Source organism: Acinetobacter sp. YH01018, assembly GCF_013420295.1.
Lineage (GTDB): Bacteria > Pseudomonadota > Gammaproteobacteria > Pseudomonadales > Moraxellaceae > Acinetobacter.
On the sequence record NZ_VOYL01000055.1, the window covers coordinates 1 to 15155 of the forward strand.

15 protein-coding genes and 1 pseudogene are annotated in these 15155 nt (G+C 42.4%); 9 read left to right on the forward strand and 7 right to left on the reverse strand.

The genetic code is table 11. The annotated features are described in order from the left end of the window. Nucleotides 1-768: 768 nt before the first annotated feature. Nucleotides 769-1269 carry a Dps family protein gene (locus FTT83_RS13870; protein WP_086194901.1) on the forward strand — a complete coding sequence of 167 codons (501 nt, stop codon included), beginning with the start codon at nucleotides 769-771 and terminating at the stop codon, nucleotides 1267-1269. A 136-nt stretch (nucleotides 1270-1405) separates the two neighbouring features. Here the strand turns inward: FTT83_RS13870 and FTT83_RS13875 are convergent, their stop codons facing one another. Together FTT83_RS13875 and FTT83_RS13880 are read right to left on the reverse strand one after the other, a co-directional pair. After that, nucleotides 1406-2029, reverse strand: a complete 624-nt coding sequence (locus FTT83_RS13875; protein WP_180176776.1) for a bifunctional 2-polyprenyl-6-hydroxyphenol methylase/3-demethylubiquinol 3-O-methyltransferase UbiG — start codon at nucleotides 2027-2029, stop codon at nucleotides 1406-1408. Nucleotides 2030-2556: 527 nt separating this feature from the next. Further along, the gene (locus FTT83_RS13880) at nucleotides 2557-2877 is read right to left on the reverse strand and encodes a metalloregulator ArsR/SmtB family transcription factor (RefSeq protein WP_180176777.1); all 321 of its coding nucleotides are present in this window, start codon (nucleotides 2875-2877) and stop codon (nucleotides 2557-2559) included. 111 nt (nucleotides 2878-2988) lie between these two features. Here FTT83_RS13880 and FTT83_RS13885 point away from each other — a divergent pair, with 111 nt between their 5' ends. The 8 genes from FTT83_RS13885 (at nucleotide 2989) to FTT83_RS13920 (ending at nucleotide 7697) form a co-directional block, all read left to right on the forward strand. Further along, the gene (locus tag FTT83_RS13885) at nucleotides 2989-3405 is read left to right on the forward strand and encodes a YeeE/YedE family protein (RefSeq protein WP_086176664.1); all 417 of its coding nucleotides are present in this window, start codon (nucleotides 2989-2991) and stop codon (nucleotides 3403-3405) included. Next, nucleotides 3406-3822, forward strand: coding sequence for a DUF6691 family protein (locus FTT83_RS13890; RefSeq protein WP_086176663.1), 417 nt, complete (start codon nucleotides 3406-3408; stop codon nucleotides 3820-3822). Between the two features lie 2 nt (nucleotides 3823-3824). Further along, entirely contained in the window at nucleotides 3825-4697 is an 873-nt protein-coding gene (locus FTT83_RS13895) for an MBL fold metallo-hydrolase (protein WP_180176778.1), read from the forward strand. A 68-nt stretch (nucleotides 4698-4765) separates the two neighbouring features. Continuing rightward, nucleotides 4766-5545, forward strand: a complete 780-nt coding sequence (locus FTT83_RS13900) for a sulfite exporter TauE/SafE family protein (protein ID WP_086194896.1) — start codon at nucleotides 4766-4768, stop codon at nucleotides 5543-5545. Between the two features lie 100 nt (nucleotides 5546-5645). Continuing rightward, the gene (locus FTT83_RS13905) at nucleotides 5646-6041 is read left to right on the forward strand and encodes a rhodanese-like domain-containing protein (RefSeq protein ID WP_086195123.1); all 396 of its coding nucleotides are present in this window, start codon (nucleotides 5646-5648) and stop codon (nucleotides 6039-6041) included. Between the two features lie 54 nt (nucleotides 6042-6095). After that, nucleotides 6096-6431, forward strand: a complete 336-nt coding sequence (locus tag FTT83_RS13910; RefSeq protein WP_086194895.1) for a carboxymuconolactone decarboxylase family protein — start codon at nucleotides 6096-6098, stop codon at nucleotides 6429-6431. 233 nt (nucleotides 6432-6664) lie between these two features. Continuing rightward, the gene (locus FTT83_RS13915) at nucleotides 6665-7282 is read left to right on the forward strand and encodes a cytochrome b/b6 domain-containing protein (protein WP_086194894.1); all 618 of its coding nucleotides are present in this window, start codon (nucleotides 6665-6667) and stop codon (nucleotides 7280-7282) included. Between the two features lie 142 nt (nucleotides 7283-7424). After that, nucleotides 7425-7697, forward strand: a complete 273-nt coding sequence (locus FTT83_RS13920) for a hypothetical protein (protein ID WP_180082650.1) — start codon at nucleotides 7425-7427, stop codon at nucleotides 7695-7697. A gap of 800 nt (nucleotides 7698-8497) precedes the next feature. On the opposite strand, the gene FTT83_RS13925 is transcribed toward FTT83_RS13920, so the two are convergent. The 5 genes and pseudogenes from FTT83_RS13925 to FTT83_RS13945 all read right to left on the reverse strand — a co-directional run. Then, on the reverse strand, nucleotides 8498-9955 hold the full coding sequence (locus FTT83_RS13925; protein ID WP_180044042.1) for an efflux transporter outer membrane subunit: 1458 nt from the start codon (nucleotides 9953-9955) through the stop codon (nucleotides 8498-8500). A gap of 15 nt (nucleotides 9956-9970) precedes the next feature. After that, the gene (locus FTT83_RS13930; protein WP_004871265.1) at nucleotides 9971-11098 is read right to left on the reverse strand and encodes an ABC transporter permease; all 1128 of its coding nucleotides are present in this window, start codon (nucleotides 11096-11098) and stop codon (nucleotides 9971-9973) included. A gap of 1 nt (nucleotide 11099) precedes the next feature. Next, a complete protein-coding gene (gene rbbA / locus FTT83_RS13935) occupies nucleotides 11100-13871 on the reverse strand; it encodes a ribosome-associated ATPase/putative transporter RbbA (RefSeq protein ID WP_004871262.1) in 2772 nt (923 codons plus the stop codon). Between the two features lie 20 nt (nucleotides 13872-13891). Next, nucleotides 13892-14890, reverse strand: coding sequence for an HlyD family secretion protein (locus FTT83_RS13940; RefSeq protein ID WP_004871259.1), 999 nt, complete (start codon nucleotides 14888-14890; stop codon nucleotides 13892-13894). Between the two features lie 145 nt (nucleotides 14891-15035). After that, a pseudogene (locus FTT83_RS13945) lies at nucleotides 15036-15155 on the reverse strand (IS5/IS1182 family transposase); the annotation flags it as partial.

A 15155-nucleotide genomic window follows, 5' to 3' on the forward strand; every position in this document is an offset into this window, starting at 1 on the left:
CACCAGTGAGGGGTTGTCCTGACTGTAATTGTTTTAAAGCTGCTTCGAAATCAAAGTTGTTTGCCATGATGTGTCATTTCCTGTTTGATTCAGTTTATTGAAATGACACAGATTTTTGAACACTACCGCATAAATTTTATTAAAAAGCATAACTTGATTTTTATGGTGTGTTGAGAATTGGGCCAATAAGACTATTTCGTTTATAGTTTCATCATGGATAGATACATGCTTACAGATGCTCAATGGGCGAAAATGGAACAACTCTGCCTCGGTAAAGTCACAGATTGTATACATAGCGGTACACATACTAAATTAGTTATTGAAGGAATTTGATCATCATGGCGTAAAAGCAGTAATGCTTCCCAAAGCTAACTGTATAAAGTTCAGCGTATATCTGATCATTGTATGTATCAATGGCGATATTTTATCGAAAATTACTTTTTTAAATTGAAAATAATTCAAACGTATAGCCATACTTAGCTATAAAACATACTCAAGTTTTGCTGCCATAATTTATATTTGTGCGAGCGTAATTAACTCTCGTTAATTCTCAATACATCTTGGTAAGATGTATGTTATTTATATAACTCAACAGAATACTAATGTTTGCAGCTTTGCTGATATCCTGCAGAATATTTGAATATGGGTCGACGGTTCAAAAATTTCTTTATCAGGGCTAAAACACGTAGTCTCTATTGCTCAGGTCTTAGAGAGTAGATCGAGCTAAATTAATATAAATATACCTTTAAAATACAAGGAGTCTCAAAAATGGCGAGTTCTAAAAAAGAATCTAAAGCAGTGAAAATTGATATTGGTATCTCTCATAGTGATCGTGCCAAAATCGTGGAAGGGTTATCTAAACTGCTAGCGGATAGTTATACCTTATATTTGATGACCCATAACTTTCATTGGAACGTGACTGGGCCACAATTCAATAGCTTACATAACATGTTTATGACTCAATATACCGAACAATGGAATGCCCTGGATATTATTGCTGAACGAATTCGGGCATTGGGATTTCCTGCGCCAGGAACCTATAAACAATTTGTAAAATTAACTGCCATTAAAGAAGTAGAAGGTGTTCCTAAAGCCGAGGAAATGGTCAGCCTGCTGGTCAATGCACATGAAACTGTTGCACGCACTGCTCGAAGTCTATTTCCCATCGTGGATGAAGTTAATGACCAGCCAACAGCAGATCTGATCACACAAAGACTTGAAGTTCATGAAAAAACAGCCTGGATGTTAAGAAGCCTGTTAGAAGAGTAACGATCTACTGCTATTCAACCGGTAGATATCTCCGCAAGCTTATCAATCAAGCGAACCATCTGTTGCAAAAACAGATGGTTCTCATTTTTTATAAATAAATGAGAGAGTGACTCAGCTCATAATTTAATTGTTAGCTTCACTTTTTGAGCACTTCAATCATAAATTGAATCACGTGGCTTTTGCCCTGATGCAATTGTCCTTCATAACGTTCTACATCTCCGACAAAAAAGTGAACAATATGATCGTCCTGAAATACTTCTAAAATTTCTTGAGGATCATATAGAAAATCAGGATTGCCAGGACCACCGGTTTTATAAGCAAATTGTGCTTTGGAATATACCTCACCAATAAAATGACCGTGATTTTTTAGTGCCTGACGTACACCCTGCAAGGTTTTTAATCGGGTAGCTGGATCGACATGACCAAATACACACAGAATATTGTCATATTGATCTTCTGGCCATTTCACTGTAGTCAAATCGATCTGCCGGGTTTGCAATTCAATCCCTTGTTCTTGTGCGTATACCTGGGCATTTTCAAGAGCAACTTGCGAATAATCCCACGCCTCGGCACTAAATGCTAAATGCTTCTCTCGTGCTGTACGTGCTAAATACAGGATATTACGCCCTTCACCCTCTGCAATAGCCAAGGTACGGCCAGAAATCGCATAACGTTGGCTGATGTCCTGAATAAATACATTTGCTTCTGAGCCATATAAATGTTGTGTTTCCCGATAACGTTTGTTCCATTCTTGATGCATATGGATCATCCTTTTACTCAATAAAATCTAAAAATACCTCATCGATTGTAGCTACCCCAAACACATGTCGCTACAACAACAGGTTTGTCATCTTGCAGCATGATCTAAATTTTTTAATGCCAAACAACATGCACGACTAAAAGAAAATAAGCACAAACCTAAAAAAGCCTAATTCTTTAAATGAGCTGATGGTACAGCGGTTCAATTCCGTCCACTGATGCCAAGATTCAAGCCTAAATCAGATGCCTGTGATGCAATTCGCTTGGTTCAGCTGGATAAATACTGTCGAATTGATGTAAAGAAAACCGACCGACTCCAGCACAGTTGGAAGGTGTCGAATAGGGTTATGTTGCAGATGCAGGCTTTATGCTGCACCTAACATTTTAATGGCGGGAGTCTGCGTTAAAGGCCGCCCTGTGAAACAGAAAGCAAGGGGAATCTATGAGCAAATCAGCTAAAGACTTTTGCTTTTAGCATTCCTGAAAAACCTGTGTTGCCCGAAATGATCTGAAAGTAGGGGAGTTATATCAATCACAATCGTGGCTGCAGTACACTTCATATAGGGTCTGCATGATTTTTAGCACCCGTATATCGCTGAATTGATAAAAAATCTGTTTGCCTTCCCGTCGTGTCGATACGATCTGGCTGTTTCTCAATACGGTCAGCTGTTGTGACAAGGTAGGCTGGTGGATATCCGTGCGTTGTTCTATGTGCTGTACATTCAGCTCGCCATCGACCAAGACACAGAGAATTTTAAGACGGTCAGGGTTGGATAAAACTTTCAGACAATCACTGACCAAATCGACTTGTGAAAAGTCCATTTGTGCTTTTAACGGTGCAGCGTTCATGTAGGTGTCCTGATAAGCCATGATGAGATACAAAAAAATCAGCATTTCTGCTTGAATATTTTTATTTATTATATAATATAAAAATATATATTGTAAATGAGCAGATTTACTATGCATGATTTTCTCATCGCATTTCTCGGCGGACTATTACTGGGAGTAGCGGTAGTTGGTTATCTCTATGTGCATGGCCGTATCGCAGGGATCAGCGGATTGATTGGACAGGTACTGAATCCACAGACCGTGTTTAAAACCCCTGCCATCTGGTTTATGTCAGGTTTGATTGTCACGCCCTTTATTTATGGATTATTTGTCCAGCCTGAAATCGAGTTGAATGCCAGTCCGCTGATGATGATCATCGCGGGTCTGCTGGTTGGCTTTGGTACACGTCTGGGTTCAGGATGTACCAGTGGTCATGGGATTTGCGGGATGAGCCGTTTATCGAAGCGTTCTATCCTGGCCACCATGAGCTTTATGTTCGCTGGTTTTGTTACGGTTTATATCATTCGCCATATCACAGGAGCTTTCTAAATGAAAAATTTTCTGGCTTTCATTTTCGGCGGTTTGTTCTCTGTGGGACTGATGGTCTCCGGGATGTCGAATCCGGAAAAAGTGCTCGACTTCCTGGATTTGTTTGGCGACTGGGATGCCAGTCTGGCTTTTGTGATGATGGGTGCAATTGCTGTGGCATTTATTCCCTTTCAAAAAGCGCTACGCAGCCAGGCACCGAAAACGATCTTTAATGAACCGATCGATTTGCCAAAGAATAACAAGATTGACCCTAAACTGATCTCGGGCAGCCTGCTCTTTGGTATCGGTTGGGGGATTGCCGGAATCTGTCCTGCACCAAGTTTTACCTTGATTGGTCTTGGGCATTATCAGGTTCTGTATTTTATTGTTGCGATGCTTGCAGGCGTGTTGATTCACCGTAAGTGGGCAGGAGCTTAATCATGTCAAATTTCCCAGTTGTAAAAGACTTTTTCCATGAAGATACCAATACTTTCAGTTATGTAGTGAGTGATCCTGCAACTAAAGCCTGTGCAATTATTGACAGTGTGCTGGATTATGATGCTGCATCTGCCAGCACCTCGACCACACATGCTGATCAGATCATTGCCTATGTCAAAGCGCAGGGTTTAACAGTTGAGTGGATTCTGGAAACCCATGTCCATGCCGATCACTTGACTGCAGCACAGTATCTCAAAGCTACGCTCGGGGGCAAGATTGCCATGAGCCAGAAAATTTCGATGGTCCAGGAGACCTTTGCTGCGATCTATCATCTGGATATCAAGCAATGGAATGCCCAGCAGCTGTTTGATTACCTGTTTGAGGATGATGAGAAATTCCAGATTGGTTCCATCGAAGCCTATAACATTCCCACCCCTGGACATACACCGGCCTGCTTGAGTTATGTTATCGGTGATGCGGTCTTTGTCGGAGATACCTTGTTTATGCCGGATTATGGCACGGCACGTTGTGACTTTCCTCGCGGCAGTGCAGCCATACTTTTTGATTCGGTACAGCGCCTGTTCGAATTGCCGGAAAGTACTCGGGTATTTCTATGCCATGACTATTTGCCAGAAACGCGTGATCGCTATGTGTGTGAGACGGATATCCAGACGCAAAAAAACCGCAATATTCATATTCATCATGGCACGAGCAAAGCTGAATTTGTCGAAATGCGTAACAAGCGTGATGCAGGTTTGAGTATGCCTAAACTGATTCTGCCTTCAATTCAGATCAACATGAAAGCAGGACAGTTCCCTGAACCGGAAGATAATGGGGTTTCTTATTTAAAGCTTCCGCTGAATTACTTCAAATAGGCAAGTTTCAGGATTAAACCAGTAGGTTCTTTGGTTGAACCACTGGAGTCAAGAGAGGTATAGGTGTGATGTGGTTGATACTGGAAGGGCTGGCCATCGGTGGCTTGCTGGGTTTAACCGGTGCGGGTGGTGGTATTCTGGCTGTACCGGCACTGATGGCAAGTCAGGGTTGGACGGTAGCACAGGCTGCACCTGTAGGCTTGCTGGCAGTGACTCTATCAGCACTGGTTGGAACATTTGAAGGTTTGTCCAAGCGCATCGTACGTTATCGTGCCGCGCTCTGGATTGCACTGATCAGTATTCCTTCAGCGCGTTATGGCGTGCATTTGGCTGGAATTATCTCTCCTGTATGGCTCACGCTGGCTTTCAGTTTGGTGATGCTGATCATCGCTTACCGGATATTCTTTAATAAGGTCCATGATCATGGAAATGCACTGTGCAAGGTTAATCAAACGACTGGTCGCCTGATCTGGAATATGAAAACAGCATTGTCTCTCGGCGCTATTGGGGTCGTTGCAGGTCTGCTGACCGGTTTGCTTGGAGTGGGTGGGGGGTTCGTGATTGTCCCGGCACTGCGTAAAGTGACTGACCTGGATATGCGCAGCATCGTTGCAACTTCGCTGATGATTATTTTCCTGATTGGCGGTGTCAGTATTTCTGTACACGTACTGGATGGCTTTCAATACCCTGTTTCGGTCACGCTGACTTTCGTTCTGGCCTGTATTGTGGGCATGTTAATAGGACGTCGTGCGATGCACCGGATAGACAGTCATCAGGTGCAGAAAATTTTTGCCACGACCGTGATTGGGGTGGCGATGTATTTAATCTATTCAGCACTCATGGGCTAAAACAGCTGGTTGGGAATTTAAACTAAACCGCTTTTAATCTACCTGATCATAGTTTATAAAATATGAATATGATTTTAATGGCTGAGGAAGAATGAAAATGATGAAAACTGCAGAGCAATTGATCCAGAATGCAAAAAGCCGAATTCAGGAAGTGAGTGTAGCTGAACTGTTTGAAGCGATGAAAAACCATAAAACCATTCTGATTGATGTTCGGGAACCGGATGAATTTCAGGCGGCAGCGATAGACCGTGCGGTGAATTATCCTCGTGGTGTTTTAGAAATGAGAATTCACCAGCATCCTGTGGCGAGCCATCATTGCGATACCTTGCAGGCACTGGAACATCTTAAAGATCAGACGATTTATCTGATCTGTGGCACGGGTGGACGTTCCGCATTGGCAACCGATACCTTACAGAATATGGGTTTTACCCAGGTCAAGTCTGTGCATGGCGGTTATCAGGCCTGGCTGGAGCAGGGCTATCCGGTAGAAAAATAAGCCGTTAAATAGATGAAAAACCGTATTGTTGATTGTTTAATGTGAGAGGCAGTAATGAAATACAAAGAATTAACCCAGAACATTTCAGGCAGTTTAAAAACTTTAACTCAGGATTCACCTGATTTAATGAAAAGTTTTAATCAGTTGTCCCAGACGGCTATGCGTGACGGCGTGATTGATCCCAAAACCAAGGAAATGATTGCTTTGGGAATTGGTGTCGCATCGCGTTGTGATGGTTGTATCGGTTTTCATGTCAGAACCTTGGTCAAAATGGGGATGACCCTGCAAGAACTGGAAGAACTGTTAGGTGTTGCAGTATATATGGGCGGTGGGCCTTCATTGATGTATGCTGCAAATGCACTGGATGCCTTTAAAGAGTTTTCCAGCTGATTGGATACGGGTCACTGGCAGTCCTGCCGAGTTTAGAATCAAGCTGATGGAATAACAGGTCGATAAATCACAAGAAAAACTGATGATTGAGGCCTCATACTATTGATCTTGATAACATTTCCTCATACTAAAAAGTGTGCTTCAACCAGCGCACTTTTTTTGGCTGTATCTTAAGATTCAACTCAGCTTGATTTGCTATGCTGTATTTAAAATAAAGTCAGCACAGGTTTCTTATGCTTCAGCGTACAACCACTTCTTCAACGGATTTACTGATCCGGTTTCTGCATATTGTCATCATGTTGAGTTTTACCGGGGCTTATCTGACCGGGGATGCAGAAGAATGGCATCAAATCCATATGGCCTTTGGCTATACCCTCGGAATCAGTCTGATATTAAGAATTTTATGGCAGTTTGGCGCTCCCCGACTGGCTCATACTCAGCCTTCAGGGCCAAGCAGACGATTGCAGGTGATCAAGCCCTTTGTGCAGCGTTATTGGGCACAGCCGCAGCAATGGATTTCGCCAACATTTTTAAAAGCAGCCAGTTCCAGCCTGTTTCAGCTCAGCATACTGGGTATTTTTCTCCTGCTACCTTTAACGGTGCTAGCCGGCTTTTTGACCGACTATACCTATAGCCACACTTTAAAAGAAATTCATGAACTCTTTGCCAATCTGTTTTTAGCCAGTGTGTTGCTGCATTTGACAGCGCTGACACTGAATAGTGTTCTGCTTAAAAAATGGCTGGCAAAACGGATGTTCTGGGGAGCCGAATCACATTCATGGTTCACCCTGTTTGCTGCACTATTTTCACTGGGCGTGTTGATAGCTTTCTGGTTTTTCTATTTGAGCTAAGCTGATATGAATGCAGAACTGAGAAGGAGATGAGATTTAAACATCTCCTTTGACACATTGAGAGGGTTCATAACATCAAATGACAAAACATTGATGGAATGGATCGTTTAAATGGGATGAGTTCTGATGGGGTGGTGGAGTAATGAAAGTAATTAAGTTTTTAGCTTATTGGATAATCACCATTATTCAGTTTTTTGGAGTTTATACCTATTTCAATGAGGTACTTGATTGGCATGGTGTATTCGGAATAATCGTGGCGATTATTACAGCGGGGATTCCTGTTGTCGGCACGACTGTGGGTGTGCTTGGGGTACATTATGGATGGGATTGGACTTGGCCTGCTGCCTTGGCATTGTACTTATGTCCGTACATTTTGATGGGCCTGATTATTCTTTTATATACCCTGTTTGACTAGTGATCGCTCGTAGCATGACGGGTCTGAAACCACAGCAACAATACTGCATGTACTCTACTGTGAGAGAATCAACTCATAATCCGTTGGTCGACAGTTCAAGTCTGTCTGGGCCCACCATATAAAACAACCACTTACGTGTACTAATCGTAAGTGGTTTTTTTGTTTTTGAATCCTAGTAAGCAAATGGTAAGCAGCTTAAATCAACATTATTCTTAATTGTTTTTGTTGGATAAAGACTTTAAAGATAGAATTTCCTATAGTTACTCAAATTCAAGTGACGACTTGGGTATGGGGCGATCTAATTCTGGCATGGCTTAATCTATATGAAAGCAATAAAGTGTCATACTATGTTGTGTGTAAGTGTTTTATTTTATTGATATTAAATTTAAATGATATTTATTAAAGTATCATACTATACGCAAAAACTAATCTAAGTATAATTCTATTAAAATAAAAAAGTTTCATACCAATATTTCAATATACTGAAAATAATGAATATATTTTCTTTTTTTGAAAATTGGGATGAAACTTTATTACCAAGTATTATTGTTTATTACTTAGTATTTAACTTTATTACTCAAAAACACAATCAGAATAATTTTCACATGATGCTTTTAGATATAAACAATCTCATGACGTAGCAGTGCTACAACCTGACTGCTCAAACCATTGGATAAATAAAGCCCTTGTAAAAACAAGGGCTTTATTACACAAATATTCAAAAGCTGAATTTTTCCAAACCATCAAAATTTAAATTTCTACCTGGGTAGAAGATGAATAGAGCAATTAAAGCACTTTATTCAGTCAGACTGGGTGGATTGCCACCCCCCGCCAAGTGTTTTATACAGATCCAGTAGATTTTGTGCCTGCGCCAGCTTTCCCTGAACCTGTTTATCTGCAAGCTCATTTGCGGTTAAACGTGCACTAAGTGCACGATCCAGCGTCATTTGGCCATAACGATACAATGTACTGGCATCTTTGGCTTGTTGATTGGCTTTATGCAGTGCCTGTGCCAATAAAAGATTTTGACGACTTAACGCAAATTGAAGCTGATAACTACTGTCTACTTCAGCAAGTGCTTTTAATACAGCATGATCATAATCGGCCAGAGCAGCCTGCAAACGATGATCACTTATTTCAATATTATGATGAATACGTCCGGCTGTAAAAATTGGCAAAGTCATCCCTGCACTCACCAAACCACCATAACCTTTTAAATCTGGTAAATCGCTATCCAGACTCAATTGCCCGGTTTGCCAAAAAAACTGCATATTAAAACGCGGTAATAAATCTGCCTGTGCACTGGCCCGTTTGGCACTATATGCTTGTACCACCGCCTGTTTGGCCTGTATATCTGGACGACGATTCAGGATTTGCAACGGCCGCTGTCCTTGCGGGGGGGCTGGAATATGCTGCAAGATATTTTGTGGGCTTGCTGCGAGTTTAAATCCTTGTGGCACTTGGCCGGTCAATACCGCGATATTACGCTGATACGCATCGGCCTGTGCCTGTAGAGTGGCTAATTGTGCTTGTACTGCTGTAAGTTTGGCATCTACATCTTTAACATCATAATCGGTAATCTGGCCAGCTCTAAATCTCCCCTGAGCATACCGTTTTAACTGCTGTAACGTCGCAACCGTATGATCACCAATTTTGATGCGTTGCTGTAAACTGCGAACGGTAAAGTAATTCTGGGCAATATCACTAGCAACCAGCATTTGAGCGCCATACCATTGCTGCATGGTCGCCAGACTGGCATATCGGGCAGCATCTACATCACTTTTTTTCTGTCCAAAAATATCGAGTTCCCAGCTCGCAATAAAGCCCATGTGCTGCGCATGTCCATTAAAATTGAAATTATCATCGCCCAGTGATGACCCGAGTTGAGATAAAACATTTTTCACATCTGAATTTAACGGATTGTCTAGCTGGAATTGATGAGCACTAACCCCTGCATTGGCCCCTAAGGCGGGCTTGAGGTCGGCTTCTGCTAATTGTGTGGTAGAACGTGCAGCCTGTAAATTTTCCAGTGCTACCTTTAACTCGTGATTGGTTGTCAGTCCCTGTTCAATCAATCGGTTTAGCACAGGATCATTCCAGTTTTGCCACCATTGTGCAATTTCTGCCGATCCTTTTGCCATATCGGTCTGATCAAATTGTAAAGGCAGCATAACCTGGGACTCTACTTGGACTTGATCTTTGGCACAGCCACTTAAAATTAACCCCGTTAACAAACTCACATACAGCCATTTATTCATTTTTATCCCCCTGGTTTAACCTTGCCGTGCCAACATATGACGAAAACGCCCAAGTGCCAATGCCAGAAATACAATCCCCATCAGCGTCATAATCAGTAATTTATCCCACACACTATCAATACCGGCATTCCGGAATAAAACAAACTGTCCGAACTGAACATATTGTGTGACGGGTGAAATCTGCGTCAACCATTGCATGACTTCAGGCATACTTTCCAGTGGCGACTCCGAACCGGACAATAACCGTGTGACCACATATACCGGCAAACATAGCAAGCCAAATTGTGGCATTGTGGGAGCAAGCGTTGCCAACCAGATTCCCAGTGCCGATACCGAAAACAAATAAATCACTGTTCCCAAGGTAAATAAAGTCACAGAACCATTAATGGGTACCTGCAACCAGTGATTTACGACAAGCCATAAGGACAGTAAAGCAGCTACGGTAATCACCAATCCATTGGTCAGAATTTTGGCCATAGCAATTTCACTGGCAGAAACTGGCATCACCAATAAATGCTCAATGGTTCCATGTTCACGCTCGCGGATAATTGCCGCACCAACCAGCACCATGGCCAGCAGGGTAATATTGGCAATAATCTGCACAACACTGAGATACCAATGTGATTCGCCATTCGGGTTATACATGACATGCAGGACAGGCTTCACCGGGAGTAAACTTTCTGAAGAAGGCTGTTTTAAAAATTGACTGACTTGCTGTGAAATGATTTGTTGAAGATAGACTAGACCAATACCGGCCTGTGTAACTGAGGTTGCATCCGCCAAAACCTGAATTTCAGGGGCACGACCTGCGACCACATCTTTTTCAAAATTGGCAGGAATGTCAATCACAAAAACATATCCGCCCTGATTCATCTGCTGGTCGATATTTTCCCGTTGTTCCAGTACTGGCGTTTTAAAATACGGCTGCTGTAAGGCATCCCGTATTTGATACGATAACTGCGAATGGTCGGCATCGAGAATGGCAATTGATGAATGACGGACTTCCGTGGTAATTCCTGTAGAAACCGTATAAACAGCCACCGAAAGGACCACCACAATCAAGACCATTAACGTATAATCACCTAGCAAACTGCGCAGTTCTTTCCGGCTTAAAAACCAGACATTTTTCATCCATTGCCACATGCTATTGCTCCTGTTTCTTTAAGAACAAACCTGCCAGCAATACATATAGGATGCAAAATAGCGTCAACATTACATAATATTGGACAAAATCCTGAAAACCCAAACCCTTGGTAAAACTCCCCAGACTGATCAATTGATACCATGCAGTTGGAAATCCCCAACCGATCCAATAATTTACGCCCGTTAATGTAGATAATGGATAAAGTAACCCTGAAAAATTCAATGCGGGAATTAAGGTAAAAATCGCCGATGCAAAAATCGCCGCAACCTGCGTTTTGACCAGACTCGAAATCAATAAACCAAAAGCTGTCGCGGCACAAACCAGTAAGAGTGCCCCTAATGTCATGGCCCAGAAACTTCCTGAAACAGGGACATCCAGCACCACAACGGCAAGCCAGACCAGACTGAAATAACTGCACATCGCCAAAGCGATATAAGGTAACTGTTTACCAATTAAAAACTGTCGGACTGATGCCGGAGACGTATACAAGTTGGTAATTGAGCCGATTTCCCGCTCTCGCACCACACCGAGGGCGGTCATCATGGCGGGAATCAACATCATCGCCATCATGATCATTCCAGGTGTAAAAGCATAAATACTTTTGAAATCCTGATTATAGACAAATCTTGGCTGTATCGAGACCGCAGATTTGACCTCTATCGGCAGCCCCATGGCCGTTATTTTATCTGTCCCGTAATTACTCATCATGCCAAGAATAAAACCCTTAATATTTTCCGCAGTAAATGGCATGGAACCATCTACATAGAAGCCGACTTCCGGTTTATTTCCACGCATCAGATCTCGACCAAAATCAGGTGGAATATCAATCACCAACCTGGCTGTAGATGTTCTTAACACAGGATCAATTTCAGCCTCGGAACCAATATATTTTTCCAGCGTAAAATATCGCGAAGCCGTAAAATATTCCGTTAAGGCCCGACTTTCCACACTTTGATCACGATCCAGAATTGCGAGTTTGACATTTTTAACATCAAAAGAAACGCTATAGGATGCTGTCATCATGAGAATGATCGGGCCAAGAATCGCAAAAAACATTCGAATCGGATCACGCCATAACTCTTTGCCTTCCCTGACAGCAAATGTCCAGACCATGGCAAACCAGGCCATTAATCTATAAAAAAGTGTCTGGTTCTGGCGGGCTTCACTTCTTAAACTCTCTTGCTCTTGATCGGTGTGATGCTGAACAGGGTGTTCAGCTTCACCTGATGCTTGCTCCAGATAAATAATAAATGCCTGCTCGAGTTCATCTGTGTGTTGCGCCTGACACAATGCCTGCGGTGTCCCTACTGCCAGAACCCGTCCACGGTGCATAAATGAAATACGGTCACAACGTTCAGCTTCATTCATAAAATGCGTCGAAACAAATATCGTAATACGATCCTGTCGCGATAATTTTATGAGATGCTGCCAGAACATATCTCGTGCAGCTGGATCGACGCCAGAAGTAGGCTCATCCAGAATCAATACTTCCGGATGATGTAAACATGCTGCGGCTAACTGTAAGCGTTGCCGAATACCTAAAGGCAAAGCGGCGGGCTGAGTATCTGCTTCTTTTTGCAGATCAAACTGCTGCAATGCACTTTGCACTGCATTTTTAGCATCATTCCCTGTGAGCCTGTACAATTTTGCATGTAGTTCCAGATTCTGACGTACCGTTAATTCTTCATATAATGAAAATGCCTGTGACATATAACCCACTTTCATTCGGGTTGCCATGTCTCCTGCATTAATTTCTTTTCCTAGCAGTTTTGCCGTGCCTGAACTGATATCCAGCAAGCCTGTTAGCATTTTCATGGTGGTGGATTTGCCACATCCATTTGAGCCTAAAAAACCAAAAATTTCACCGCGTGCAATCGTAACGTTAACATGATCTACTGCAATAAAATCACCAAATTGCTTGGTCAAATCATGTGCTTCAATTGCCGGAGGAGAATCTGGATCTGCAACAAATGGCGTCACGTGTAACACGCCCGTTCCACGTTTATTTTCTGGCAGCAGCTTCACATAAGCTTCTTCGAGTGTTTGACTCTGGGTCTGCTGTAACACTTCCTGCGTTGTTGCATTGGCAATTAACTGTCCATCATCCATCGCCAATAAATATTCAAAGCGTTGCGCTTCGTCAATGTAAGCGGTTGAAACAATCACCGTCATTTCCGTATTTTCAGCGCGTAAATCATCAACCAGATTCCAGAATTGCCGTCTTGATAAAGGATCAACACCTGTCGTCGGCTCATCTAGAATTAATAATTGCGGATTATGGACTAAAGCACAGCATAAACTCAGCTTTTGTTTCATGCCGCCAGATAATTTACCAGCCGGACGATTCACAAAAGGATCTAATCCTGTTGCCTGTAATAATCGCTGGATTCGCTGTTTTCGGGCACGGGTATCCAAACCAAAAAGGCTCGCATGAAAATCTACATTTTCATAGACAGACAATGTGGGATATAAATTGTGCCCCAAACCTTGGGGCATAAAAGCGATACGCTGTGACAAATGTTTCTGGATTTTTTTTTGTGAAATATCCTGATCAAAAATCAAAACCTGCCCGCTTTGGATCACCTTCACCCCGGCAATAAGGGATAATAATGTTGATTTTCCAACACCATCAGGTCCAATCAACCCGACTGTAACAGATTTGGGAATCGACAGATGAATATTATTTAATGCTCGAACCTGCCCATAAGTATGAGAAACGCCCTGTAACGATACAGCAGTTACAGTGTTTTCTTGCTGTTTTACATCCGTCATGGCGAACTGCCTATTCAATTTTATTGTGTTCTGGCGTTTTGCTGTAATTGCGGTAATTTGGCCTGCCATTGTACTGGCCATGCCTCTTGTGGATTGGTACGGACATAACCATTACCAGTTAAGCCACCTTTTAACACCCCTTGATACTGCAAGCTAATTTGTTGGGGAATACGCAATTTTACCTTATACATAAGTTTTTCGCGTTCATTGGCTGTTTCCACATATTTAGGGGTAAATTGTGTATTGCTGGCAATAAATGTAATTTTTGCAGGCCAAACTGCATCAATCCCGTCAAGCACAACTATGGCATCATCACCCAGCTTTAATTTTCCAACGGTATCTGTAGGAAGAAAAATTGATAAAGTCACATCACTAGGATCAAGTAAAGTGATGACTTTACTGCCAGGCCCAACAACATTGCCCAGTTCCGCAATACGATACTCTACCCGACCAGTCTGTGGTGCGCGGATGAACATATCCTTATTGGCCGAAGATGCGATATTCATTTGTGCCTGAGCCTGATTAACCGCAGCAATTGCTGACTCCCGTGCTGCCTGGGTTGCTTTAACCGCAGCTGCCTCGCCATCCCGTGCTGCTTGACGGCGTTGCACTTCTACCACAGAAATCAAATCCTCCTTTTTCAGCTGTAGCGCATTATCCAGCTCGAGTTGTGCAACCTTTAACTGCTGTTGTCTTGCTGCAATCTCAGCTTCGGCCTGATGTACTGCTTCTTCTGCACGCTGTTTACTGGCTTGTGCACCTTCAACCAAACTGTGACTTTGCTCAGCTGACAAAACCACTAATACTTCATCTTTTTTAACCAGATCACCTTCTTGTACCTTAATATCAATCACCCGGCCTGGATACAAAGAGGCGACATCAAGTCGCTGTAGTTCCAATCGCCCATTACTCCCCTCAAAACCCGAAGGTAATTTTTTCAAACTTTGCATATTGACCCATACAGCCCCCCCGATAAGTACACACACAATTACAGCAATAATGAGCCATTTTTTTTGCATTGGCTTTATTCCTTATCAAATACAGACATAAAGGCATATTATAATGGTTCGGTTACACAAACCAGTCCATCAAAACTTATTCAGTAATATTATTTCCAGATGAATAAGCAGGCTTGAATGATATTCACCTTATTTTCCTTAGAACCTATCCAGAATATTTTCTATGCAAAAGTAGCCTTAAAAAGGCTAAATTAATGAACTGAAGGCTCGTATTTAGGTGCTTTTCACAGTTTTTCCAGAGCCTTCTGCATTTTTCTAACCAAGC